Source organism: Acidobacteriota bacterium (assembly GCA_016715115.1).
Lineage (GTDB): Bacteria > Acidobacteriota > Blastocatellia > Pyrinomonadales > Pyrinomonadaceae > JAFDVJ01.
This window is the reverse complement of record JADKBM010000004.1, coordinates 325,075-349,027: the sequence shown is the minus strand read 5'-3', so window position 1 is coordinate 349,027 and position 23,953 is coordinate 325,075. Positions and strand designations below refer to the sequence as shown.

At 55.0% G+C, this 23,953-nt stretch carries 18 protein-coding genes and 2 pseudogenes; 12 read left to right on the top strand and 8 right to left on the bottom strand.

What is annotated here, in order from left to right; translation table 11 throughout:
- Positions 1–28 precede the first annotated feature (28 nt).
- Together IPN69_03740 and IPN69_03735 are read left to right on the top strand one after the other, a co-directional pair.
- Positions 29–424, top strand: a pseudogene (locus IPN69_03740) (transposase).
- A gap of 28 nt (positions 425–452) precedes the next feature.
- Positions 453–1,282 (top strand): annotated as a pseudogene (locus tag IPN69_03735) (IS3 family transposase).
- A 329-nt stretch (positions 1,283–1,611) separates the two neighbouring features.
- Here the strand turns inward: IPN69_03735 and IPN69_03730 are convergent.
- Complete coding sequence (locus IPN69_03730; GenBank protein ID MBK8809827.1) at positions 1,612–4,026, bottom strand: serine hydrolase; 2,415 nt, start codon at positions 4,024–4,026, stop codon at positions 1,612–1,614.
- A gap of 128 nt (positions 4,027–4,154) precedes the next feature.
- Here IPN69_03730 and IPN69_03725 point away from each other — a divergent pair, with 128 nt between their 5' ends.
- Complete coding sequence (locus IPN69_03725; GenBank protein MBK8809826.1) at positions 4,155–4,724, top strand: Uma2 family endonuclease; 570 nt, start codon at positions 4,155–4,157, stop codon at positions 4,722–4,724.
- Here IPN69_03725 and IPN69_03720 read toward each other — a convergent pair.
- Complete coding sequence (locus tag IPN69_03720) at positions 4,721–5,878, bottom strand: aminotransferase class V-fold PLP-dependent enzyme (GenBank protein MBK8809825.1); 1,158 nt, start codon at positions 5,876–5,878, stop codon at positions 4,721–4,723. The two genes, IPN69_03725 and IPN69_03720, sit on opposite strands and share 4 nt — an antisense overlap.
- Before the next feature lie 88 nt (positions 5,879–5,966).
- Between IPN69_03720 and IPN69_03715 the strand changes: the two genes are divergently transcribed.
- The 5 genes from IPN69_03715 (at position 5,967) to IPN69_03695 (ending at position 11,979) form a co-directional block, all read left to right on the top strand.
- Positions 5,967–7,673 (top strand): FHA domain-containing protein, encoded by a 1,707-nt coding sequence (locus IPN69_03715; protein MBK8809824.1) that lies wholly within the window; start codon positions 5,967–5,969, stop codon positions 7,671–7,673.
- A 19-nt stretch (positions 7,674–7,692) separates the two neighbouring features.
- Positions 7,693–8,802 (top strand): rod shape-determining protein, encoded by a 1,110-nt coding sequence (locus tag IPN69_03710; protein ID MBK8809823.1) that lies wholly within the window; start codon positions 7,693–7,695, stop codon positions 8,800–8,802.
- A gap of 86 nt (positions 8,803–8,888) precedes the next feature.
- The gene (locus tag IPN69_03705) at positions 8,889–9,995 is read left to right on the top strand and encodes a site-2 protease family protein (protein MBK8809822.1); all 1,107 of its coding nucleotides are present in this window, start codon (positions 8,889–8,891) and stop codon (positions 9,993–9,995) included.
- A gap of 118 nt (positions 9,996–10,113) precedes the next feature.
- Positions 10,114–10,938 carry a TIGR00159 family protein gene (locus IPN69_03700; GenBank protein MBK8809821.1) on the top strand — a complete coding sequence of 275 codons (825 nt, stop codon included), beginning with the start codon at positions 10,114–10,116 and terminating at the stop codon, positions 10,936–10,938.
- 150 nt (positions 10,939–11,088) lie between these two features.
- Entirely contained in the window at positions 11,089–11,979 is an 891-nt protein-coding gene (locus IPN69_03695) for a YbbR-like domain-containing protein (protein ID MBK8809820.1), read from the top strand.
- 27 nt (positions 11,980–12,006) lie between these two features.
- Here the strand turns inward: IPN69_03695 and IPN69_03690 are convergent, their stop codons facing one another.
- From IPN69_03690 to IPN69_03670, 5 genes are all read right to left on the bottom strand, one after another.
- Positions 12,007–12,993 (bottom strand): TonB family protein, encoded by a 987-nt coding sequence (locus IPN69_03690; GenBank protein ID MBK8809819.1) that lies wholly within the window; start codon positions 12,991–12,993, stop codon positions 12,007–12,009.
- Positions 12,994–13,682: 689 nt separating this feature from the next.
- Positions 13,683–16,490, bottom strand: coding sequence for a preprotein translocase subunit SecA (secA, locus tag IPN69_03685; protein MBK8809818.1), 2,808 nt, complete (start codon positions 16,488–16,490; stop codon positions 13,683–13,685).
- Positions 16,491–16,719: 229 nt separating this feature from the next.
- Positions 16,720–17,370, bottom strand: coding sequence for a hypothetical protein (locus tag IPN69_03680; protein ID MBK8809817.1), 651 nt, complete (start codon positions 17,368–17,370; stop codon positions 16,720–16,722).
- 158 nt (positions 17,371–17,528) lie between these two features.
- On the bottom strand, positions 17,529–18,320 hold the full coding sequence (locus tag IPN69_03675; protein ID MBK8809816.1) for a hypothetical protein: 792 nt from the start codon (positions 18,318–18,320) through the stop codon (positions 17,529–17,531).
- Positions 18,321–18,392: 72 nt separating this feature from the next.
- A complete protein-coding gene (locus tag IPN69_03670) occupies positions 18,393–19,721 on the bottom strand; it encodes a hypothetical protein (protein MBK8809815.1) in 1,329 nt (442 codons plus the stop codon).
- A 408-nt stretch (positions 19,722–20,129) separates the two neighbouring features.
- Here IPN69_03670 and IPN69_03665 point away from each other — a divergent pair, with 408 nt between their 5' ends.
- On the top strand, positions 20,130–21,002 hold the full coding sequence (locus tag IPN69_03665) for a DEAD/DEAH box helicase (protein ID MBK8809814.1): 873 nt from the start codon (positions 20,130–20,132) through the stop codon (positions 21,000–21,002).
- Between the two features lie 9 nt (positions 21,003–21,011).
- Here the strand turns inward: IPN69_03665 and IPN69_03660 are convergent, their stop codons facing one another.
- Positions 21,012–21,671, bottom strand: a complete 660-nt coding sequence (locus IPN69_03660; protein ID MBK8809813.1) for a TIGR04282 family arsenosugar biosynthesis glycosyltransferase — start codon at positions 21,669–21,671, stop codon at positions 21,012–21,014.
- A 162-nt stretch (positions 21,672–21,833) separates the two neighbouring features.
- Here IPN69_03660 and IPN69_03655 point away from each other — a divergent pair, with 162 nt between their 5' ends.
- The 3 genes from IPN69_03655 to IPN69_03645 all read left to right on the top strand — a co-directional run bounded on the left by IPN69_03655 (position 21,834) and on the right by IPN69_03645 (position 23,907).
- Complete coding sequence (locus IPN69_03655) at positions 21,834–22,163, top strand: carboxymuconolactone decarboxylase family protein (GenBank protein MBK8809812.1); 330 nt, start codon at positions 21,834–21,836, stop codon at positions 22,161–22,163.
- A gap of 49 nt (positions 22,164–22,212) precedes the next feature.
- A complete protein-coding gene (gene arsS, locus IPN69_03650; protein MBK8809811.1) occupies positions 22,213–23,205 on the top strand; it encodes an arsenosugar biosynthesis radical SAM protein ArsS in 993 nt (330 codons plus the stop codon).
- 147 nt (positions 23,206–23,352) lie between these two features.
- Positions 23,353–23,907: a hypothetical protein gene (locus IPN69_03645; protein ID MBK8809810.1), complete on the top strand. Its 555-nt coding sequence runs from the start codon at positions 23,353–23,355 to the stop codon at positions 23,905–23,907.
- Positions 23,908–23,953: the final 46 nt, after the last annotated feature.

The window sequence follows — 23,953 nt, the reverse complement described above, 5'->3', positions numbered from 1 at the left end:
TTAATTTCAACTCAAGGAGCGAACAACTATGGCAAATTTAAGTGAATATGAAAAGCTGACGGTCAAGGAACGACGCAACAGGACTTTCAGTGAAGAGTTCAGGCGAAAGAAAGTGGGTGAGATCGAGCGTTGCGTCACGTCGGTCAGTGAGGTGAGCCGCGAATATCAGGTTTCCCGGTCTGCAATATATGCATGGATGCGTCAGTATTCACGTATGAGAAAAAAACAGGAGCGGCTTGTGCTGGAGAGTCTGAGCGACACGAGAAAGATCAAGGCGTTGAAGGAAAAGGTGAAAGAGCTGGAGCAGGCTGTCGGGCAGAAGCAGATACAGATCGATTTCTTTGACAAGATGATCGATCTGGCGGAGGAAGAGTACGGCATTGATATTAAAAAAAATGTACTTCAAAGCCCTCCGGTGGTTCTGGTCGAACCGGGAAAGGCACGGGCACAAAATGAATCAGCTGTATCGGGCAATGGGTATCAGCAAGCAGGCGTTTCACCAGCATACGGAACGTCATCTCAGGATGTTGGAAGAGCAGGAGCAGCTTCTGCCGGTGATCGCCGAGATACGGCGCGATCATCCGCAAATGTCGTCGCGCGTCATGTACGGGATGATAAGGCCGATGCAGTTTGGCAGAGACCGGTTCGAGCAGTTTTGCTTTTCGCACGGGTTCAAGATCGAGCGGAAAAGGGGCATATCACCGCACGACGGATTCGCGCGGGGGTGACGCGATTTGACAATTTGATTGCCGGATTCGAGTTGACGGGTGTAAACCAGGTTTGGGTCAGCGACATAACCTACTACAGAATAGGCGAAAGGTTCTATTACCTGACCTTCATTATGGACCTCTTCTCAAGACGGATCGTGGGCTATGCGGTCTCGGACAACCTGATGACCGAACACACCACGCTGCCGGCAATACGGATGGCGATCGCGGGTCGCCGGCCCGCACCTGGTCTGATATTTCATTCGGACGGCGGCGGCCAGTATTACTGCAAGGAATTCGTGAAACTGACCCAAGCCTGTAATATGAAAAACAGCATGGGCACGAGTGTCTATGAGAATCCGAATGCCGAACGCGTAAACGGAACTATTAAAAACAGTTACGTCAGATTCTACGGGCCGGAGAATTTATCCCAGCTAAGGCAGATGACTGAAAAGGCGGTCAATATGTACAACAATTACAAGCCGCATACGGCATTGAACTCCTTAAGCCCCGATGCATTCGAAAGGCAGCAGGAACGAGTTTTTCTTAGGCATGGAGGGTTCAAAAGTAATTGAAGAAAAGCCGGACAATAAATGCCCGGCTCCGCGACAAACTACTTCGTCACCCGGAGGTCTATCCCTGGTGAGTTGCTCTCCAGCATTGCTCACTTCCGTTTCGATCTCCGAAACGAAGGTATCCGATATTTTGACGAAAAAGCAAACAAATGTTTTCTAGCAAACTCAAAAAACGGTCAACACTATTCAGGCATTGACACAGTGAGCAGTGAGCAGTGAGCAGTGAGCAGCGGTCAGTCGGGCGGAGCTACTCACCGGATACCGACCACCGACCACCGACCACCGCCTCACTGCTCACTGCTCACTGCTCACTGCCCACTGCTCACCGTTCAGAACTTCAGTTTCCGCGGGGCGAACATCTTGTCGTCGATCTCGACGTTGTGCTTTACGGTCTTGATGGTTGAAATCATCTCGCCGGTCGTCGGCGTCGAGTTCAGCGATCTGAAGGAGATTTTGATGCCGTCCACCTCGCGGTAATCCGAAAATTCGATCGAGTACGGCAACGAATTGTCGCTTGTGCTCGACGGTATCACGCCGCGGCGCTTGAGCAGCAGAAACGTCTTTACGGAATATAGGTCGGTAAATTTCGTTCCCTTTTCCGGTGTAAATTCGACCGCCCAGCATTCCTCCTCGCCGACCTTTTCGATGCCTTTGACCTCGACCGTTTTGTAGTTCGTTTTCCAGTTTAGCGGAGCGAGAATATCGTTGTTGATCCGTGCGTCTTCAAGGCGTTTGCCCGAGTATTTCTCAACCTCGGAAAAGGTAAAGACCTCTTGGCCGCCGGTACCGTCAAAGTAATCGAAGCCCTTGGCAATGACTTTGCCGAGCGCCGTCATCGACGTTTCGGTCGCTGATTTGTTCGGGAACTTTGAATAAGTCGTCGCGCTGCCCCGCATTCCCTGATTGACGATATCCAGATCGAGCGTCATAACGCGGGACTTGATCTTGCGCCAGTTCGCCTCGCCGCCGATTGCCTCGATCGATTTCGCCATCAGTTCATCGACGCTGATCTTTGTGGTTGCGTCGGCGTTCGAGTCGATCCGGTTAAACGTTGGTTCGCCTTGCGGCTGAACCAGTACGATCGCCGCCACCTTGCCGTTCTCGCTCCGCTTTACCTTGAGCGAAAAGTCATCCGGCAACGGATTCATACGGTAAACGTCCTTCGATTTTTCGGCCAGGAAATACGGCTGCTGGCCTTCCACGACAAGCGCGACCTTGCCGTCCAGTTCCTTGATCTCGACCGTCGCCGCGCCTTTGTCCACCTGATACTTGCCGATCAGTTCCTTCAAACCTTCCGTGTTTCCGGAAACGGTCGGCGCGCCGACTTTGGGGAGCGTATAGTTGCCCTGCGGCTGTTCGAGGAACATCGAATCGTCCTTGAACGTCGCGAAAAACCCGTCGGGCGCGCCGACAAGTCTGTATTTGCGTCCGCCGACGTTCTCGAGCGCATATGTCGGCTGGTTTGGAACTACGGCGACCAGCTTGCCGTTTTCAAGCTTCACCTCGATATCGAAGCCGGCCGCTTCCATACGGTATTTTCCGACTTCCTTCGCCATCGCGTCTCCGGAGACTTCCTGAGGCGCGTTCGGATTTCCGAGGATGTTCTCCCAAACGATCGGCATCAGTTCGCTCCCAAGCGATGAACCCGAAACATTCGTGAGCATCACGAAGCCGAGTTTCTTCTCCGGGATCATCGCCACGAGCGCGTTGAAGCCGTCGATATTGCCGCCGTGTTCGAGGACCTTCATCCCGTTCCAATCGCGGACGAACCAACCGAGGCCGTAGGCGATCTTGCCGTTCGGCGTGACGTTCATTTGTTTCTTCGTCCACTCGTCGAAGTTCTTTTCACTGACGAGCCGTTTGCCGTCGACGCTGCCGCCGTTCAATACGAAATCGAGCCATTTCGTCATATCGCGGGCCGAAGAATTGATCGCGCCGGCGGGAGCGACCTGATCGATCGAACGGAAGGGCAATCTTCGCGTTTCCTTGGTGTCGAAGTTGTACTCGTATCCGAGCGAGTAATCCTTCGCCTTTTGCATCTCGGTCAGGTCCATCGTCGAATTGGTCATCCCGAGCGGCTTGAAAATACGTTCGGGAACGAATTTCTCCCACGTCGTCTTCTGCGTTTGCGCGACGACCTCGCCGGCCGCGGCGAACATAATGTTGTTATAGAAGAATTTCTCGCGCAGTTTCGCCATCGGCTTCGCGCCGCCGACGACCTGGATCAGTTCCTGCCGCGTCAGTTTGCCGGTGATCATCGCGAGGTCGGTCCGGTTGAGCCCAGAGGAATGGTCCAACAGATCGCGCACCGTCATATTCTTGTCCGTTTCCGGATCCTGCATTTTGAAGTAGGGCAGATACTGGCGCGGACTCGCGTCGAGGTCAACCTTGCCCTCGTCGGCCGACATCAGCACGCTGAGCGCCGTAAAAGCTTTGGTCGCCGAGCCGATCGCGAACTGCGTGTCGGGCGTGACCGGGATCTTTTTCTCGAAATCCTTGAAACCGAGGCCTTTCGCAAAGATCACTTTGCCGTCCTTGACGATGGCGAGCGACATCCCGGGAATCCCGAGTTCCTTGCGGCGCGCGTCGGTCTTTGACTCGATCGTCTCGAGCGCCTTGGTGAGATCGGTCGAAGGCTGAATGACCGACGTCTGGGCCGTCGCAAGTTGCGGAATCGCGGCGGTAAATATTGACAGTACAAGTGTTAGCGAAAGAAGATAGCGTAAGAATTTGCTTTTTGACATTAAAAAGTCTCCGATAAAATGAAATTTGATTCCGGCATTTCTTACGTCGAAAGCCGCCGAAAGGTTCGATTTTCACAGATATCCGCGTAACTTCCGCGACGGCGTTCTATGATATACTTCTTTCGTTTATGGGACTTCCGAAACTCAAAACGAAGATCAGCGTCGCGGACTACCTCGACGGGGAATTGATCAGCGAGGTCAGGCACGAGTATCTCGACGGCGAGGTCTTTGCAATGGCCGGCGCGAGCGAAAGGCACCATCGAATCTCGTTGAATCTCGCAAAACGCCTCGACGATCATCTCGAACGCTCGAAATGTCAGGCCTTCATGGCCGAAATGAAGCTCAAAGCGGATGAAAAGACGTTTTACTACCCTGATGTCTTCGTCAGTTGCGACAAAGACCCGCAAAGCGAGTACTTTCGGGAGGAACCGGTCTTGATCATTGAGGTTGTTTCAGCCTCGACACGCCAGATCGACAAGCGCGAGAAACTTCGGGCCTATCAGGCGATCCCGACGGTTCAGGAATATGTGATCGTCGAGCAGGACAAAGTACTCGTCGAACTTCATCGCCGCCTGCCGGACGGGCGCTGGCTGACACATATTTACAACAAAGGCGATTTTGACGAAATCATCGAATTCCGCTCGGTCGAGATGACGGTCACGCTCGAAGAGATCTACAACCGAGTCAAATTCGACTAGCTGACGCCCGCGACCGAACGCAGTTCGGCCACGATCTGCAAGAGTTTCTCGATTGCAAACCCAACTTCGGCTTCCGTGTTGTACCGTCCGAGTGAAAATCGGATCGATCCCATCGCCTGACCGTACGGGATGTTCATCGCCTGCATCACCGGTGATGCGGTGTGCGTTTCCGAGTTGCACGCCGAACCTGTCGAAACGGCGACGCCGGCCGCGTCGAGCCGCGCAACGATCATTTCGCCGTTGATCCCTTCGAAAGAGATGTTCGAAGTGTTCGGGAGGCGGAGCGATCGGTCGGTGGTCCCGTTTAACCGAGAATTTGGAATTTTCTGCAAAATTTCGTTCTCCAAACGGTCGCGAATTTCGCGAACGCGGTCCATTTTCGACAGATCCGCCGCGAATTCGGCGGCTTTTCCGAGTCCGGCAATTTGATGAACAGCTTCCGTTCCCGCACGCCGGCCGCGCTCTTGCCCGCCGCCGATCGACCGTGGCGCCAAATCGACGCCGTTCTTGATATATAGCGCGCCGATCCCCTTCGGCGCGTGAAACTTGTGCCCGGAAAGCGCGAATAGATCAATCGCCGTCCGCTTGAGGTCGATCGCGACCTTGCCGACCGCGTTGACGCCGTCGACGTGGAACAACGCGGCCGAATTTGCTTTGACGATTTCAGCCAGATCGGCGACGGGGAAGAGAATTCCGGTTTCGTTGTTGGCGAGCATCACCGAGACGATCGCGGTGTCGGCGCGCAACTCGCGCCGGAGTTGGTCCGAATCGAGGGCTCCATCACCACTGACATCGAGCCACGAGATTTCGTATCCCTTTTTTGACAGAAGTTCACACAGTTTTCGAACCGCTTCGTGTTCGACGCGAGTCGTAATGATATGACGCTTTTCCGGCAAAGATTCGAGCGCGCCGAGAATCGCCCAATTGTCGCTTTCGGTTCCACCGGACGTGAAAACGATCTCGTCGGATGACGCGGCGCCGATTAACGAGGCAACCTCTTCGCGCGAACTTTCAACTATTCTTCGGGCTGCGCGTCCGGCGGCGTGTCCCGAAGACGGGTTGCCGAACGAACCGGTCAGAAACGGTATCATCGCTTCGAAGACTTCGGGCGCAACTGCGGTCGTCGCGTTGTTGTCGAAATAAATCATAGACATTGATTGATAATTGTTTATGGTTACTTGATAATGTCAAACTGACCGGCACAATGCCGGAGACATTTGCGAGCCAAGCTGATATTAACGAGTGAAGTCAACCTTAACAATCACTGAACCGACAGGAAAGTCCTGGGATGTCGATCTGGTTCCGGAGACCGTCTATACCATCGGGCGGGCGAAGGAAAACGATATTGTCCTTAATGATCGCCGCGTCTCGCGCCACCACGCCCACGTCTATTCTGACGGCGATGGGGTCAAGCTCTTTGACGGCGTGATCGTCGACGGCGAGATCAAGCGCAGCGTCAACAGGGTTTTCGTAAACGGTCTTCCAATTTACGAGAAGAACCTCTCCGAAGGCGATGTCGTGACCATCGGCGAGACTCGGCTCGCGTTTCACCGATCCATCGAAACAGTCGCGCCGGCAACCGACCGTACGGCGCCGATCACGTTCGAAGCGCCGGTTGCCGCACCGCCCGTCGCGACGGCCTTGCGATACGACGATCAACCGCTCGGACATACGCAGCTTCTGATCTCCGCCGAAAAGCTCATCGGCAAAAGCGTGACTTCGATCGAGGCCGAGTTGACGACGCCGGCGGAACTGAAAATGCTCCGACGCAAGGCCCAAACGCTCGAAATGCTTTACGAGCTCAGCAAAACGCTCGGGAATGTCTTCGACCTGAAAGAGATCTTTATGCGCGCCACCGATCTCATTTTTCGCGGAACGCCCGCCGACCGCGTTGTGGCGTTGCTCGCTGATGAGACGATCGACGGAAAGATCCTCGACTACTCGCTGGTTCCGATCGCGATGAAGGTTCGCGACGCGCAACTCGAGAAACTGACCGAAAAACTCACGGTCTCGCGCACGATCACGCAACGCGTCATGCGCGATAAGGTTGCGCTGCTGTCGCAGGACGCAAAAACGGACGAAAAGTTCGTCGGCGCCGAGTCGATCGTTTCGCAGGGCGTCCGTTCGACGATCTGCGCGCCGCTGATCACGGAGTCGAACGTCCACGGTGTGGTTTACGCCGACCGCCTCGACCCGTTCGCGACATTTACGTCCGACGACCTCGAACTGATCTCGGCCGTCGCCGCGCAGACGGCTGTTTCGGTCGAAACCGTAAAGGCACACAAGCGCCTTGCGCGTGAGGAAGTGGCGCGTGCGAACTATAGCCGTTTCATGCCGGAGTATGTTGTAAAACAGTTGCTTGACAACCCCAATTCGTTTAAGCTAGGTGGCGTTAATCAGAAGATAACCGTGTTGTTCGCGGACATTCGCGGCTTTACTTCGATCTCGGAACGCGAGAATCCTGAGAAGATCGTCGGAATTTTGAATCGCTATTTCACCGCGATGAGCGAGATCATCTTCGCTTACGGCGGTACGCTTGACAAGTACATCGGCGATGGACTGATGGCTTTGTTCGGCGCGCCGAACGCGTCGCCTGAGGATGCGAAAAACGCCCTGACGACGGCTGTCGCGATGCAAAAACGACTGATCGTTTTGAATCAGGAACTGATCGCCGACGGACTGAACCCGATCGAGATCGGCATCGGGATGCACACCGGACTCGCCACCGTCGGGTACATCGGCTCAGAGAAGCGAAGCGAATACACGGCGATCGGCGATACGGTAAATCTGGCGGCCAGGCTTGAACAGAATTCAAAGGGCGGTCAGATTCTGATCAGCGAGGCGACGGCAGCCGAATGCCGGGAACTGATCCCCCTGATACCCCACGAACCGCTGACGGTGAAAAACCGGCTCCAGCCCGTCACGCTGTATGAAGTAAAATGGAACTAACCGAGAATTAGAATTCTCGATGAGTTTGTCGGAAGCGAAAAAGAAGTCTTCCTCGAATATGCGAATTTCGTCACTCAAAAATCTGGTTACCGATTCGATGGCAATCGATATGGGGACGTCGAGCACGATCATCGCCGTCAACGGCCGTGACATTGTATTGGACGAACCGTCATACATCGCAGTCAACGATCTTTCAAAAGAGGTCGTCGCTTTCGGTCAAGAAGCTTACGACATGATGGGTCGCGAAGGACGCGACATCACGGTCGTCGCGCCGCTCAGCGGCGGCGTCGTGGCCGATTTTGAAAAGACCAAGCGAATGCTCGCCTATTTCGTCCGAAAATCGAAGTCAGGCGCTTCACAGATGGCGACGCGGGCGATTATGAGCATCGTTTCAGATGCCACGCACGTTGAGCAGCGCGCGTTGATGAATGCTGCGGAAGAAGCGCATATCGGTAAAGTCAGCCTCGTTGAAGAAGGACTCGCGGCGGCCTTCGGCGCCGGGGTTTCGCCGAATGATAAACGCGCGTCGGCGGTGGTCGACCTCGGGGCCGGAACGACGAACATCGCCATCATCGCCAAGGGGACGGTGATCAGTTCGACATCGTCGCGGATCGGAGGCAACGATATCAATAACGCGCTGGCGACCCATATTCGTCGGCATCGCGGACTTCAAGTCGGCGAGGAAACCACTGAAAACCTGAAGACGAATTTTTCCTCGACCTTTCTGCCCGAAGACATTGCGCGGTCGATCGAGATTCGCGGACGCGATGTTCAAACCGGAAGTCCCGGCGCCGTCGACATCACCGCCGGTGAGGTCTATCCGGTCGTCGAAGCGATCGTCCGGCGCGTCGCACAAATGATCAGCGATACGTTGACCGAACTGCGACCTGAGGTCGCCGCCGATATCTACGACCGCGGCGTGATCCTGACCGGCGGCGGTGCGCTGCTTCATGGAATCGACCAGTATTTCCGAAATTTCGTCAGTTTACCGGTGACGGTCGCCGACGAACCGCGTTACGCGACGGTTCGCGGTCTCTTGAAGATGTTTGCCGAACCCGAACTCCTCGAACGCGTTTCGCGAAACGAACTCAGCCTGCTGCAGAACGCCGAGATTCCCTTTGAAGCATAACGAATGACGCAACGCGGGAGAGGCGTTGACCGGATGCCTCTTCAGAAGCCCCGATTCAGGATCGAAAACCCGGCGCTAAAATCAAAATGTTAGGTTTTCTGGAGATCTTCAGGCGTCAGATACTTCTGGCGCGCGTTTCGGGAATACCGGTGCGCATCGACCTTCGTTGGCTGTTCGTCGTGGCGCTGATGTCCTGGATCACTGCCGCCTACCTTTCTCCGCGCTACGTCGAAAACTTCGCGGCGGCGTTGTCGATCGGTGCGGCGACGACCATTATTCTGTTTTTGTCGATCTTCATCCACGAACTCGCGCATTCGATGGTCGCACGCTGGGAAGGCGTTGAAGTTCTTGAGATCGTCCTCCATCCGTTCGGCGGACTCGCGCGTGTCCGACGCGAACCGGACACGCCGCGAGCCGAGTTTCGGATCGGCGTCGCGGGGCCGGCCGCAAGTTTCGCCCTGGCGGTGGTCTTCGCGCTGTTGATGGCCGCGGCCAACGGTCTGCAGAGCGAAGTGCTGATCCTTGTCTTGTTCTTTCTCGCGCTCTGGAATTTTATGCTCGCCGTTTTCAATATGTTTCCCGGCTACCCGCTCGACGGCGGGCGCGTGCTCCGGGCGTATCTGTGGCGACGCGGAATGGATCTGAACGAAGCGACGATCGTAACCGGGAAGTTCGGGAAAGTGATCGCCGGTTCGCTGATGGCCTTCGGACTCATTGTGTCCGTGTTACGAGGCGATTTCTTTACCGGCTTCTGGTCGATTCTTGTCGGGTACTTCCTTTATGACTCGGCGCGCGGAATCATTGAAGAGGTGCGCCGTTTTGACGGTATGACCGTCGAAGAGGCGATGGAACTTCCCGTCACGGTCGCTCCGGAAATGAACTTGCTGCTGTTTGTCGACACCGTTTTGCCGCAGCATCGACGGGCCGTTTTTCTGGTCGCGAAGAACAAGCAGTTCTTCGGCGTGCTATTGCTCGAAGAACTCAAAACCAGACCCCGCGAAACGTGGCATAAAGTTCGGGTCCAGGACGCAATGCGTCCGGTCGAACCCGACTTTTTTGTCGAGACGAACGCTCCGCTCGCCGATGCCAAGATACTGTTGCGTGAAAACGGAATCAACGCGCTCGGCGTCATCGACGAAGAGGGGCGGCTTGTCGGATTTTTGCAGCGTGGCCGGATCCGAAAACGCAGTTAGACGGAACGCAAATTGCGTTGATTTCAATCGTCTCACATACGGACTCGAGTTGCCGTTCCGGAATCGGGTCAGAGATTCGATAGAAAATTGTTATTATTGTCAGGGAAATCTCCGCGCAATGCAGTTGACTGATTACATTCCGACGATCAATACGGCACGCAGCGTGATAGACATCGCGCTCGTGTTCGTCATCGTCTATGTAGTGCTTAAACTGCTCCGCGGAACGCGCGCCGTGCCGACGGTTGTCGGGATGGTCGTGCTCGCGCTTCTCTACTGGATGGCCGTCGCGCAGGATCTCTTCACGCTCGAATTCGTGCTGCGTTCCGCCGTTTTCGTGTATCCGTTTCTGATCATCGTCCTTTTTCAATCCGAGATTCGGCAGGCGCTGATCTACTTTGGCAATCGACTCAGGTTTCCGATCCTTCGGCGGCAGCGTGGGCTCGGCGAGAATATCTATGACGAGATCGTGCTCGCCGTGACGAGCCTTGCATCGGACAAGATCGGCGCGCTGATCGTCATCGAACGTCACGTCGGACTCCGAAATTTGATCGACGCGGGCGTCCAGATCGACGCCAAACTCAGCTATGACCTTTTGGTGACGATGTTCCATACGTCGACGCCGTTGCACGACGGAGCGGCGGTCATTCAACGGGATCGGATCGCCGCGGCATCGGTGTTTTTGCCGCTGACGAAGAACGCGACCGTTTCGCGCGATCTCGGAACGCGACATCGCGCGGCGATCGGCGTGACTGAAGGTTCGGATGCGATCTCGGTCGTGGTTTCCGAAGAAACCGGTTTGATAACGTTCGTCGAGAACGGCGTGATGAAGCGCAACCTCGACCCGAGCCAACTTCGCGTTCTTCTTCTGAACGCAATGGAGATTCCGGTAGTCGAGCGCAAGCGCGAAGCGACAAAAACGATGGCGGAAGAGAACGCCATTTGATTTGGGATTTCGGATTTGGGATTTCGGATTTGGGATTTGGGATTTGGGATTTCGGATTTGGGATTGCGGACTTTGACGCCGGGACATTAAAGATCAAAGGCCAAAGATCAAAGATCAAAGCCCAAAGATCAAAGGCCAACGATTCGGTTTATGACGGGAATTCTGCGAAAGATTTTTCTTGAAGACTGGACGATGAAACTCATCGCGCTGGTGATCACGCTTGCGCTTTGGTTCGGAGTTTCGGGGCTTCGCGAGCCGAAGACCGAGCGTCTTCGGAACGTAGCTCTCAACCTTCGTGTTTCCAACGACGTCGAGATCACCAATTCTCCGGTCAAGGAGATCGACATCGTCGTCACCGGCGACGATCGCAAGATCTCGCAGATCAACAAGGAAAACCTGATCGTCTCGCTCGATCTCACGGATTCGCTGGCGGGTGACCGCAGCGTGCAGATCACGCCCGAGAACATCAATGTGGATCTGCCGACCGGCGTCAAGGTGGTCGATATCCAGCCCGACCGAATCGCCGTCAAACTCGAGAAGGTTGAAGAACGCGAGATCACGGTAAAGGTCGAAACCGAAGGCGCACTTCCAGACAATCTTGAGGTCTACCAGACGACGGCAGTTCCCGGAAAGGTTCGCGTGCGCGCGCCGGAAAGCTATATCAAGACGTTGGATCTGATCTCGACCGAGAAGATCGATCTGAGCGGCAAAACCAACGACTTCACCGAACGCCAGGTTTCGTTGGTCGTGCTAAGTCCGAAAGTGAAACTCATCGACACGATTGTCGACGTCTTCGTCCGCGTCGGCGAAAAGCGAACCGAAAGGCTTTATCTGCTTCCCCTGTTCGGCGATGAAACGGGCCGTTCGGCGAAGATCGTCCTATACGGTCCGCGTTCCGTGTTCGAGAGCTTGGCGAACGAGAACATTCGGGTTGAAGCTGTGAAGAACGAGTCTGGCGAAACGGTCCTCAACGTCACACTGCCGGCTGATGTGCAGGACCGCGTCGAGGTCCGCGAGAAGAAGTTCGTCAAGAAGCAATGACGGCCCGGAAGATCCCACACGATTCACTTAAAGAATAGTGAACGAGTACTCGACCATTTTCACGACCGAATATGGAACACCATTTCGTTTTGCCGGTTCGAATCTGATCGAGCGCGCGGCGCGTAACGCCTGTTCGTCGAGTCCGTATCCAAGTGATTTGACAACAAAGGCCTGTGCGACACGACCGCTGACATCAAAAAGCGCGATAACGCGAATCGTTCCGGAGATGCCATTCAATCGCGCGTTGTCGGTATAACCCGGACGTGGTTTGGAGATGATCTTCACAGGCGTTAGCGAAGCATCGGTCTCTGTTTGATTCGTTACCGGAAGAATTCGATTCCCTTCTTTCAAATACCTCAGAAACGCGTTAACACCTAACAGTCTCGATTTTTGCTCTTCGACCTGACTCTTGTTCGTACAACTGGCGATGCACGTTTCGAGCGTCCGGATCGCGCGTTCCAACAGTCCGAGTTCTTCTGCCGTCGGCGTTCCGGTTGGAACGTTTTCCCCGAACATCGCGACAAGGACATCGGCCTTGAGAGTGTACGCGACCCCGAAATCGGGATTGACCGCGATCGCCTGTTCGGCGTCTGAAAGTGCATCTTTGTATTTCGAATCCCAAAACCGGGCGGTTGCGCGAAGAAAGTAAGCTGATGCGTTCTTTGAATCAAGTTCGATCGCCTTCGTCAGATTCGAACGCGCTTTTCCGATCTCGCGGTTAAGGAGAAGGACGAACCCGTAGTTGGCACGAATAGTTGAATCGTTCGGGGCGAGCTTTACCGATCTTTCAAGCGCTTTGGCCGCGGCCGGGTTGTCGTCGATCTTCATATACGCGAGCCCGATGTAGTTCCAGACACGCGCATCGTTTTTCAGTTCGCCTTTGCTGAGTTTTTCGAGAACGACGATGGCGCTCGCGTAATTGCCGTTCCGGTATAGTTCGATCCCACGATCGAGTTCGGTAATTTGGCCGAAGACGGATAGCGATAGAATGAGAATCGACAGTACTGCTTTCATCGTAGGAATTGTAAATCCGAACTTCATCTGAGACAAGAGTAAGTTGAATAGATCGGCCAAGACTCGGGGTCGAGTCCTGGGCGAGCGGTGCACCGGAATTCCTAGTCGATGGATTTCGCAAAGGCCGGTGAATATATTTCAACCGCCCCCGTCGTTACCGGGTTTCGGAGCGTTACGAAGCCTACCTGAGCTGTTTAAGATTTGGCCATCAATTGCCACCAGCTTCAGCTATTGGACACCGAAGATTTGCCTGTCAATTGCCACTAGCTTCAGAGGTTATGTCAAAACCTTCAGAAGTTTGAGTTCATAGATCAAAATCAAGCGGCTTTCTTCTTATCAATTGTTGTAACCCCAAGACTTTCTTGGCTTTAGCCCAATACTGCGGCTAAAGCCGGGATCAAGTTTGAATCTCGATTCATAAAACCGAAGACAAATCGGAGTTTTGACACAACCTCTTCAGCTAGTGGACACCCAAAGTAAAGGATTTCCGGCTTTAGCCGGCTAAAGCCGGGGGCATTTACATCCTTTTTTCCACTAGCTGAAGCTCGTGGCAATCGCGGCAAGCCGCGCTCGAGCACGCCGCGATCCCAACCAAAAAAAGGCGGACGCTTTTTCACGTCCGCCAATCCGAAATCCGAAATCCGAAATCACAAATCCGAAATCCGAAATCCCAAATCACAAATCCGAGATCATGCTCCCGTTCCGTGGCATTTCTTGAACTTCTTGCCCGAACCGCAATAACACGGATCGTTGGGTTTGACCTTCGGCTGGTCGCGCTTGAACGGCGTGTGGCGCGCGGCTTCGGCGCCGGCGGCGTCGGCCGTTGCCATCGCTCCGGTGAACGCCATTCCGGCGGCCTGCCGGCGCGCCCGCTGACGTTCGAGCCGTTCGAGCCGTTCCATCTCTTCGCGTTCGTCCTTGACGACGATCTCGAGATTGAACAGCGCTTTCGACGTGTTCGTATCGATCCGGTCGAGCATATCCTGAAACATATCGAACGACTGCTTCTTGTATTCGACGAGCGGATCCTTCTGGCCGTAGCCGACGAGTCCGATGCCCTGTTTCAAATGGTCGATCGAGAGCAGGTGATCCTTCCACTGCGTGTCGATGATGTTGAGCATAATGTAACGCTCATAAGCGCGCAGCGATTCGGCGCCGGCGAGTTTTTCCTTCGCTTCGTAGTCGGCGATCGCCTTCGCCCAAACCGCATCCTCGATCTCGCCGGGATTCATCGTCTTGTAATCGACGTCCGCGTCGCGCGCCGGATCGACGGCATAGATGCTCTCGATCTCAGCGGCGTACGTTTCGATCTCCCAGTTTTTCGGATCCAACTGCGGATTCAGGAAACTGAACGTCAGATCGTGCAGCAGATCGCGAGCGACGCCGGTTTCGCCGAGCAGATACTCGCGATGCTCCGGCTGGAACATCAACTGCCGGCGCAGACTGTAGATCGTCTCGCGCTGTTTGTTCATCACGTCGTCGTATTTGAGAACGTGTTTGCGGGTTTCGAAGTTACGCGCTTCGACCGCCTTCTGCGCGCGTTCGATCTGTTTGGAGACCGTCCGCGATTCGATCGCAACGCCTTTTTCCATTCCGAGCCATTCCATCATCGAGCGAACCTTGTCGCCCGCGAAAATGCGCATCAGGTCGTCTTCGAGCGAGAGGACGAACCGCGACGAGCCCGGATCGCCCTGACGGCCGGCGCGGCCGCGCAACTGATTGTCGATGCGGCGCGACTCGTGGCGCTCGGTTCCGAGAATATGCAGGCCGCCGACGGCGACGACTTCCTTGTGCTCTTCATCGACGACGCGTTTCGCCTTGACGAGCTGTTCGTTGAACTGTTCCTCGGTCGCTTCGTCCGGGTTGATCTCCATCCGCTTCAGATACTCGCGCGCGAGGAATTCCGGGTTGCCGCCGAGCAGGATGTCGGTTCCGCGGCCGGCCATATTCGTCGCGATCGTGACCGCGCCTTTGCGTCCGGCCTGAGCGACGATCTCGGCTTCGCGTTCGTGGTACTTCGCGTTGAGAACGTTGTGCGGAACGCCCATCTTCTTGAGCTTATCGGCGACGAGTTCGGAGTTTTCGACCGAAACCGTACCGACGAGAACCGGCTGGCCCTTGGCGTGAAGTTCCTTGATCTCATCGACCACCGCGTCCCATTTCTCGGGAAGCGTGCGATAGATCATATCGGAATTGTCTTTCCGGACCATATCGCGATTGGTCGGAATGATGACGACGTCGAGACCGTAAACCGTCCCGAATTCCTCGGCTTCGGTTTCGGCGGTGCCGGTCATACCGCCGAGCTTCTCATACATACGAAAGTAGTTCTGCAAGGTGATCGTTGCGAGTGTCTGGTTCTCGCGCTCGATCTTCACGCCTTCCTTCGCTTCGACGGCCTGGTGCAGACCGTCCGACCAACGTCGGCCCTGCATCAGGCGGCCCGTGAAATCGTCCACGATGATGACTTCGCCTTCCTGCACGACGTAATGGTGGTCGACCTTGTAAAGCGTATGCGCCTTGAGAGCCTGTTCGACGCAGTGCAAAAGCTCCATATTCGCCGGATCGTAGAGGTTCGACACGCCGAGAAGTTTCTCGGCTTTCGACACGCCCTGTTCCGTCAAAACCGCCGAATGGTTCTTTTCGTCAAGAAGATAGTCGCCGGTGGTGACCTTTGTTTCTTCATCCTTGTGGCCTTTTTCAAAGTTCGGGATGATCTGGTTGGCAACGTAATACTTGTCGGTCGCCTCGTCGGACGCTCCCGAAATGATCAGCGGCGTGCGCGCTTCGTCGATGAGGATCGAGTCGACTTCGTCGATGATCGCGAAGTAATGATCGCGCTGGACGAGCGATTCGACATCGAACTTCATATTGTCGCGAAGGTAATCGAAGCCGAATTCGTTGTTGGTTCCGTAGGTGATATCGCAGGCGTAAGAGTCACGGCGCTCGATGTCGTCCATATCGTTCTGGATACAGCCGACCGTGAGTCCGAGAAACTTGTGGATGCGGCCCATCCATTCGGCGTCGCGCGAGGCGAGATAATCGTTGACCGTGACGACGTGAACGCCGCGCCCGGTCAGCGCGTTGAGATAGGACGGCAAGGTCGCGACGAGCGTTTTGCCTTCACCCGTTCTCATTTCGGCGATGCGCCCTTGGTGGAGCGCGACGCCGCCGATCATCTGGACGTCGAAGTGACGCATTCCGGTGACGCGGACGGACGCTTCGCGCATCGCGGCGAAAGCTTCCGGAAGAATATCGTGTAGCGCTTCCTGCTCGCGTTTGCGCCGTTCGATCTGATCGTCGATGCCGTCGACCGCGCGCGCGATGCGTTCCTTGAACTCGATCGTCTTTGCTTTCAGTTCGTCGTCGGAAAGCTTCTGCATCGACGCTTCGAGCGCGTTGATCTGGGCGACCGTCGGTTTGACCTTTTTCAGAAAGATATCGCTGCTGCTGCCGAATATTTTCTTAACTAATTTATCTGCAAAACTATTTACTGGCATAAATCCTCGTTTCGAGTTCCCGTTCGGAGTTCCAGTTCGGATTTCCGCCTTCAGGCGGCTTCCCGTTTGGAGTTCCGGGCTTGAGTTCCCGTTTGGAGTTCCGCCTTCAGGCGGCTCCCGTTTGGAATTCCGATTTGAGTTCCGCCATCAGGCGGCACTTCGCGGCGAATTACACGATTCGGTTTTGAATTGAGTTGAACTTGATTCAGATGCGAAACGCTTCGCCGGGTTAATTGGCGACTTTATCGGCGAGCGGTTCGTCTATCGATGCACGGGGAAGTCGGGTGACAACGACGATCCGGTTGTTTTCGCGGGTGACGGTGGTATTTCTGTAGATGATCACTCGCGGTTCCGAATCGGTGATCCGGCTGGAGACGAGATTATTATAGAAGGCCGCGAGATTATCGGTCTGGACCGAAGGTACTTGGTTGAACGCCGAACGGAGCGAAAACCCAACATCCGAGAACTCAAGCGTGACACCGTGACGCTCCTTGTCTATCTCCGCATTATTCGGAAGAGTTCCGCCCGGTGCGGCGAGCGAACGCGAGAAACCTCCCTGCTTCGTGCGCGTAGGGTCGTTGATGACGGAATAGTCGAACGAGTACCGGTGATCCGAGAGTTTTTCACGATTCGCTTCCGTAAACTGTTTTGCGAGCCTCAGAAACTCGCCGGAAACCGCCGCGTAATTGCCGACTATCTGTTCGTCGTCCGGTTTGTTGTCGAGATCGTCCTCGGTCTCAAACTCGGTGACCAATTCGAAACGCGGCGTCAACGCGGCCTGCGCGAAGACGGACGGCGATCCGCCGACGAGCGCGAGGCCGAGATAAACGCTCAGCGTCGTCAGGAAAAGGATCGAATTGTGCGCCTTTCGGTTATTCATCGTCAGCCATTGCGCGTCAGTAGACGAAACAAACAAAAATTATCATAAACGTTTTGCCGACCCGCGTCATCCCGAATTCGCGATTGCGGGGCAAAACGTTCAATGCGGCAAGTCCGTTGACATTGCCGCAAAGTCGAAATGTTCGTCAAAAGCCGAACTCATTTCCCGGTCGTGGTTGCCTTGTTCACAACCTGCGCCGCGCTGTTCGGTTTCTTCTCCGGCGTGTCGGGCTCGTTAAGCTTGCGCTCGAGCATCTTGCCGGCGACCTCCTGCGGGACGACGAATTGGATCACGATCCGTTTGCCGTCCGCCGTTGCTTTCGCGTTTTTGAGAAGTTCGAGGTCGTCGATCTCGTCGAGCAGTTCCTTGGCCAATTCCGGATTGGTCTGCATCTCCGCGATGGCCTTTTCCTTCTTTCGCTTGAAATCGTTGATAGCCACCGAAAGAAACAATGTAACCCGTTGGGCGCGCGTTTCGCTTTCCATTTCAGACTGAACGGTTGCCGCAACGCTCGTCGCGTCCTGCGTGAACACAAAACCGAAACTCTTGCCGCTGAGCATCGTCAGATATTGAAGATAGCCGCTGTCGTTGATCGCCTCGACCGATGATTTGACGACCTCGACCAACGCTGCGTCCGTCCCTTCGGTCCTCGTCCATTTGAACGTCTTTTTGTCGATCTTGCCGTCCGATGTCAGCGTGCCTTCCGCCTGAACGTTAAACGGCGCCGTCAGAGACATTCCCTTGCTTATCTTCTCTTTGATATCCGCCTTCAGATTTTTGAATGGCAGTTTATTCGTCTTGATGGTATCTTCGTTGTTCCGTCCGAGGCTCTTTGCCACATCGGCATCCTGCGCGAAGACGTACGACGACCCTCCGACAAGCGCAAGGCCAAGATAAACGCTCAGCGTCGTCAGGAATAGTATCGAAGTGTGCGCCTTTCGGTTAATCATCTTCAGGGTTGTCCGTCGGCCGACGAGACAATCAGAGTTCATCAAAGTCGAAATGTTCGTCAAAAGCCGAACTCATTTGCCGGTCGTGGTTGCCTTGTTCACAACCTGTGCCGCGCTGTTCGGTTTCTTCTCCGGCGTGTCGGGCTCGTTGAGCTTGCGCTCGATCATCTTGCCGGCGACCTCCTGCGGGACGACGAATTGGATGACGATCCGTTTGCCCTCCGCCGTTACTTTCGCGTTCTTGAGAAGTTCGAGGTCATCGATCTCGTCAAGCAGTTCCTTGGCCAATTCCGGATTCGTTTGCATCTCCGCGATAGCTTTTTCCTTCTTTCGCTTGAAATCGTTGATAGCCAGCGAAAGCAGCGAGGAAACCGATTGGGCCCGCGTTTCGCTTTCCATTTCCGACTGAACGGTTGCGGCAATGCTCGTCGCGTCCTGCGAGAACTGAAAATCCAGACTCTTGCCGCTGAGCAACGTCAGATATTGAAGATAACCGCTGTCGTTGATCGCTTCGACCGATGATTTGACGACCTCGACCAACGCCGCGTCCGTCCCTTCGGTCCTCGTCCATTTGAACGTCTTTTTGTCGATCTTGCCGTCGGATGTCAGTTTGCCTTTCGCCTGAACGTTGAACGGCGCCGTCAGGGACATTCCTTTGCTGAGCTTGTCTTTGACGTCCGGCTTCAGATCCTTGAACGGCCGTTTATTCGTCTTGATGGTATCTTCGTTGTTCGGGTCAAGGTTCTTTTGGGCATCGGCATCGGCGACCTTCTGATCGTCCTTTTTATCAGGCGATTTGGTCACGCGCGGGCGTTCGGTCGGGTTTTTGGGAACGGTCGGATTGTCCGTCAACCCCGCAGTGATATCGAGATCGCTCAGATCATCGACAACCTTGCCTTTAGGTTTTTTCGGCAAGACCTGCGGTTTGCTGAGCGGATTGTTGACCGTCGGATTGCCGATCGTCGGATTGTTCGGGATTCCCGGAATCGTCGGATTGACACCGCCCGGAATGAAATCCATTGCGGCGTTCGGGTCGTTCTGCAACGCCGCCAACTCGGGATTCGAAAGCGCGAAATAGCCTTCCGGATAGGTAAGCTGATCGGCGACGTTGATGAAGGTGATCTCGTCGTCCGAAGTCAGCTCGGTCGCGACGTAAGGCTCGTCAACCGACTTGGTGTTCGTCGTCATCACCGTTCCGCTGACATACAGCGCGTCAATTACCGTGCAGACCTTTCCGACCAACGGGCTGTCACAGCCTTTTGTGGTCAACAGACTGGACTGGCCGACGACCAGCAGCGCGAGAAGATTGAAGATCGCCGAAACGGCCAGGATCTTATAGAACCGGCCGGAAAAGTCCCAGGTCTTGACCTCGTAATTATTGAATAATTCCTGCTCTTGCATAACTCAAAACAAAAAAATACCTAACAACGAATCCGCCATATGATATAGATGCCCGGCGGAAAAAAATCGTTGCGAGCGCATTTCTAATCTTATCATCAAATCCGTATGAATCGGAAAACATATCTTCGGGTTCAAGACCGCGAAATCAACCAGAAATTTTACGGATTTGGCGAATTCAATCGAAACAACGCGATAGAAAATTTCTTTCCGGCGATACACTCCAAAAACGCGAAAATGGCATTTTTGATCTTATTTCTTGCGCATTCCGTGTGATGTTTCGCGGGAAATTGCTCCAAATGAATAATCTGGATCCAACTCCGTACGCGAAACGTTAATTTGTCGTTCGACAATTTTCAAAATCGCTTCACCTTTGCCTTCGCGCGAAACTACCGATAAGATTCACAACAGATGGCCCGATCACGCAAAGACAAACCCGGCAAGCGGCGCAACCGTAACGACGCGCGTTCAAATATCGGCCCGGATAAGGAACGAGACTACAAACGTCGGCTTGCGGGCGAAAGTTCCGTGCCCGTGCGGGAGAATGCACAGACACCGGCGCAGCTCGCTGCGGTCGAAAAGCTGCTCTCCGGGATCGGAACGCCGGCGCAAGTTCCGTTCAAGCCCGACGATTTTCAAGTCGAAGCGCTCGAAGCTATTGAATACGAAGATGTTCTGGTCACCGCGCCGACCGGAAGCGGAAAGACCTGGATCGCGCGCGAGGAGATCCGCAGGCTGCTTCAGCAGGGAAAACGCGCTTGGTACACGACGCCGTTGAAGGCCCTGACCAATTCGAAATACATCGAGTTTTCCGACGAGTTCGGCGCGGAGAATGTCGGCATCCTGACGGGAGACCGCAAAGAAAACCGGGATGCGCCGCTGATCGTCGGCACGACCGAGATCTATCGCAATCAACTTTTCGACGCGCTGCGCTCCGGCGAACAGGTTGGGACCGACTTCGTGATCCTTGACGAAGCGCATTATCTTGCCGACGAAGATCGCGGTCACGTTTGGGAAGAAGCGATAATTCTTAGTCCGCCGCGTATTCGGCTGCTTTTGCTCTCGGCGACGATCGGCAATGCCGGCGAGTTCGCGTCGTGGATCGAAGAGGTCCGCGGCACCCGCGTCCGCGTCATCGACCGCGCCGGATCGCGTCCGGTCGAACTCCGCGCCGCATTTCTCTCGCCCGGACTTCAGCTTTTCCCGCTGTTCGACGAGCGCGGCAAATTCAACCGCGACCTCGAGCGATTTGCCCAGAAGGAAGAAAGATTCAGAAGATTTTAGGTTTCGCGATCAAACGCGCAGGATCCGCGCTGTCTCAGGCGCCCGGCGGAGCGCGTTCGCGTTGTGGCGGAGTTCATTGAAAAGCTCTTCGAGGTCCTTCGGCTCGTCGACGTCATACCAGCTCGGGACTTCGCGAAGATGGAGTCCGCGGGCCATCACGTTTCGGTAAACGTCTTCGAAAGTCCGAGATGTGCTCCAGCGGACGTTGTTGAAGACCCGCGCATCCAAACCGCGAAGGCCGATCAGATAGAAGCCGCCGTCGGTGGTCTTCCCGAGCACGACATCGGTTTCCAGTTCGAGGAATTCAAACGCCTGTTCGATGTGATCGGCAGGAAACGTCGGACTGTCGGTTCCGATCATCACGGCTGAATCGGCGCCCTCGGAAAACGCGAATTGAAAAGCGGAAACGATCCGTTCGTCGAGCGTTTCGCCGATTTGAGCGAATAACCGGACGTGCTCGGGGGCGACTTCCGTCATTGCGGCTTTTTCAGTCGGCGGGAAAAAGGCGATAATCGTGTTTTCGCAGACGCGCAGCGCTTTTTCGACGGTATCCTTGAGAAATGCGGTCGCGAGTTCGGCGCACGCTTCGGAGGAAATCACGCCTTCGAGGCGGGTCTTGACGGTTCCGGGTCGCGGAACCTTTGCCATAATGATGATCGCGCGCGGCATTGGAATAAGTTTAGCTCTTTACGGAATCTTTTCAAGGAACGAGAAGCTGAGAAATGCGGTTCTGAGTTTCGCTTTCAGTCGGCGATTTCCCAAGCGAACGCCGGTTCGATTTACCGAAAGTGCCGCCTGAAGGCGGAACTCCGAATTTGGTTTTGAGTTTTTATGCATTATTACAACGAAGAAGATCTCGCACGGTTCGGCGAGATGGCGAAGCACAAGCCGGAACTTTTCGAGAAGTTTCTCGCTTGGTATCAGGCGTGTCAGGAAGAGGGCGCGTTGTCGAAACGCGAAAAGGCGCTCATCGGCCTCGCGGTCGCCGTAACGGTTCAATGTCCGTACTGCATCGAAGCGTTCACGAATTCCTGCCTTGAGAACGGTTCGAATATGGATCAGATGACCGAGGCGATGCATCTTGCATCGGCAATCCGCGGCGGCGCGAGTCTCGTCCACGGAATCCAGTCGCACAACGCGCACGACAAGGTGAGTATGTAGGTTCGGAGTTCCGCCTTCAGGCGGCGCTTTGTACGAGGCTGAAATCGAAATGCTGGACTCCGGAATTCAAATAACGCGCAATGGCTCGACCGCGATTCCGAAGGCTTCCGTGGGATTCGGCGAAAAGCTCGGCGGACCTCTCGTTGCCGAACGTATCGACACGCTTCAGGTTAACGTCGGCAAGCTTTGCAACCAGGCGTGCAAGCATTGTCACGTCGACGCTTCGCCGTCCCGAACTGAAATAATGCCCCGGACGGTCCTGGACGAATGTCTTCGGGTACTGAGAGACTTCCGGATTCCGACGCTCGACATCACCGGCGGGGCTCCCGAGTTGATTCCCGATTTTCGGCATTTCGTAGTCTCGGCGCGCGCGGCCGACGCGCGCGTCATCGTCCGGCATAATCTGACCGTGATCTTCGAAGAGGGTCAGCAGGACCTGCCCGAATTCTTTGCAGCGAACGGTGTCGAAGTCGTTTCAAGCCTGCCTTATTTTCAATCGGCGGAGACCGACGCTCAGCGCGGCCCGGGAGTGTTCGAAAAGTCGATCGATGCCATCCGACGGTTGAACGGCGTCGGCTACGGTTCGGACGAACGGCTCGTTCTGAATCTCGTCTACAACCCGGTCGGTGCGTTCCTGCCGCCCGAGCAGTCGGCGATCGAGGCCGACTTCAAGCGCGAGTTAAGATCGCGGCACGGAATCGAATTCAACAATCTCTTCACGATCACGAATATGCCGATCGCGCGGTTTCTTGACTGGCTGCGCCGCTCGGGGAACGAGGCGGGTTATATGGCCAAGCTCGTCAACGCGTTCAATCCGGCGACGATCGCGGGCTTGATGTGCCGAAATCTTGTCAGCGTCGATTGGAACGGACGATTGTTCGACTGCGATTTCAATCAGATGCTCGAACTCGGGATCGAATCCCCACGGACGATCTTTGATTTCGACCGTGAGAAACTCGCGAACCGTCAGATCCGAACCGCCGACCATTGTTTCGGCTGCACGGCGGGATCGGGCTCTTCGTGCGGCGGAACCGTCGCGTAGTGGCCGACAAATAAGTCGGGGAATTTAGTCGCGAGGCATCGACGGGTCGACGGCGGCGGTTCTGGCCGCCCGTCTTTCGGCTCGTCGCGCATCGTTTGACAATCGATCGATTTCAGTTACGATTCATCAACTAAAACCAAAAGGACTATGACCAAGAAGCAAATTATGACAAAGAAGATCAGCAACATTATTTCGTTTGTGATTATGACGATGGCGTTTGCCGTCGCGGCGGCGGCTCAGTTGCCTTCGTTGGCCGATGTCGGCGACGACGTTTACACCTCGGAGGCGGACGGATTTGAGATCGCGATTCCCGAAGGATGTGTCGAAGTTGTGGACGGTGAGGATGGCCGTGAATATCGATGTGAGGTCAAAGAGGGCAACATTAAGGTTACGATCGACCCGAATAATCCCGAGATCAAGTCCGATACAGATCTTGCGGCATTTCTCAAAGGATTCAAGGAATCGTTGGCGGGAAATCCCGATGTCAAGTTTTTCGGCGAGACGAATGCGAAGATCGGAAACTATAGCGGAGCCGCTTACCAGTTGACCATCGGCGGCGAGAAGACGCTCGTGATCGTTCTCGCCTGGAGCAAGTTCGCGGTCGTCATCTCCGGCCGGGCAAACAGCAAGGTCGCAAATTCCGCCGAACTGATCGGCGGAGCGGTGCAGAGTTTTACATTCGTCAGCCCGACGACGAAATAACCGGGGTTCCGCGCCGCAGATCCCGAAACGCCCCGGCTTGCGACTA

What these genes read in the sequence shown, in the direction of transcription:
- IPN69_03730 (MBK8809827.1), bottom strand. Translation starts at nt 4,026, where the DNA reads ATGTCAAAAAGCAAATTCTTACGCTATCTTCTTTCGCTAACACTTGTA.
- IPN69_03725 (MBK8809826.1), top strand. Translation starts at nt 4,155, where the DNA reads ATGGGACTTCCGAAACTCAAAACGAAGATCAGCGTCGCGGACTACCTC.
- IPN69_03720 (MBK8809825.1), bottom strand. Translation starts at nt 5,878, where the DNA reads ATGTCTATGATTTATTTCGACAACAACGCGACGACCGCAGTTGCGCCC.
- IPN69_03710 (MBK8809823.1), top strand. Translation starts at nt 7,693, where the DNA reads ATGAGTTTGTCGGAAGCGAAAAAGAAGTCTTCCTCGAATATGCGAATT.
- IPN69_03705 (MBK8809822.1), top strand. Translation starts at nt 8,889, where the DNA reads ATGTTAGGTTTTCTGGAGATCTTCAGGCGTCAGATACTTCTGGCGCGC.
- IPN69_03700 (MBK8809821.1), top strand. Translation starts at nt 10,114, where the DNA reads ATGCAGTTGACTGATTACATTCCGACGATCAATACGGCACGCAGCGTG.
- IPN69_03695 (MBK8809820.1), top strand. Translation starts at nt 11,089, where the DNA reads ATGACGGGAATTCTGCGAAAGATTTTTCTTGAAGACTGGACGATGAAA.
- IPN69_03690 (MBK8809819.1), bottom strand. Translation starts at nt 12,993, where the DNA reads ATGAAAGCAGTACTGTCGATTCTCATTCTATCGCTATCCGTCTTCGGC.
- secA (MBK8809818.1), bottom strand. Translation starts at nt 16,490, where the DNA reads ATGCCAGTAAATAGTTTTGCAGATAAATTAGTTAAGAAAATATTCGGC.
- IPN69_03680 (MBK8809817.1), bottom strand. Translation starts at nt 17,370, where the DNA reads ATGAATAACCGAAAGGCGCACAATTCGATCCTTTTCCTGACGACGCTG.
- IPN69_03675 (MBK8809816.1), bottom strand. Translation starts at nt 18,320, where the DNA reads ATGATTAACCGAAAGGCGCACACTTCGATACTATTCCTGACGACGCTG.
- IPN69_03670 (MBK8809815.1), bottom strand. Translation starts at nt 19,721, where the DNA reads ATGCAAGAGCAGGAATTATTCAATAATTACGAGGTCAAGACCTGGGAC.
- IPN69_03665 (MBK8809814.1), top strand. Translation starts at nt 20,130, where the DNA reads ATGGCCCGATCACGCAAAGACAAACCCGGCAAGCGGCGCAACCGTAAC.
- IPN69_03660 (MBK8809813.1), bottom strand. Translation starts at nt 21,671, where the DNA reads ATGCCGCGCGCGATCATCATTATGGCAAAGGTTCCGCGACCCGGAACC.
- IPN69_03655 (MBK8809812.1), top strand. Translation starts at nt 21,834, where the DNA reads ATGCATTATTACAACGAAGAAGATCTCGCACGGTTCGGCGAGATGGCG.
- arsS (MBK8809811.1), top strand. Translation starts at nt 22,213, where the DNA reads ATGCTGGACTCCGGAATTCAAATAACGCGCAATGGCTCGACCGCGATT.
- IPN69_03645 (MBK8809810.1), top strand. Translation starts at nt 23,353, where the DNA reads ATGACCAAGAAGCAAATTATGACAAAGAAGATCAGCAACATTATTTCG.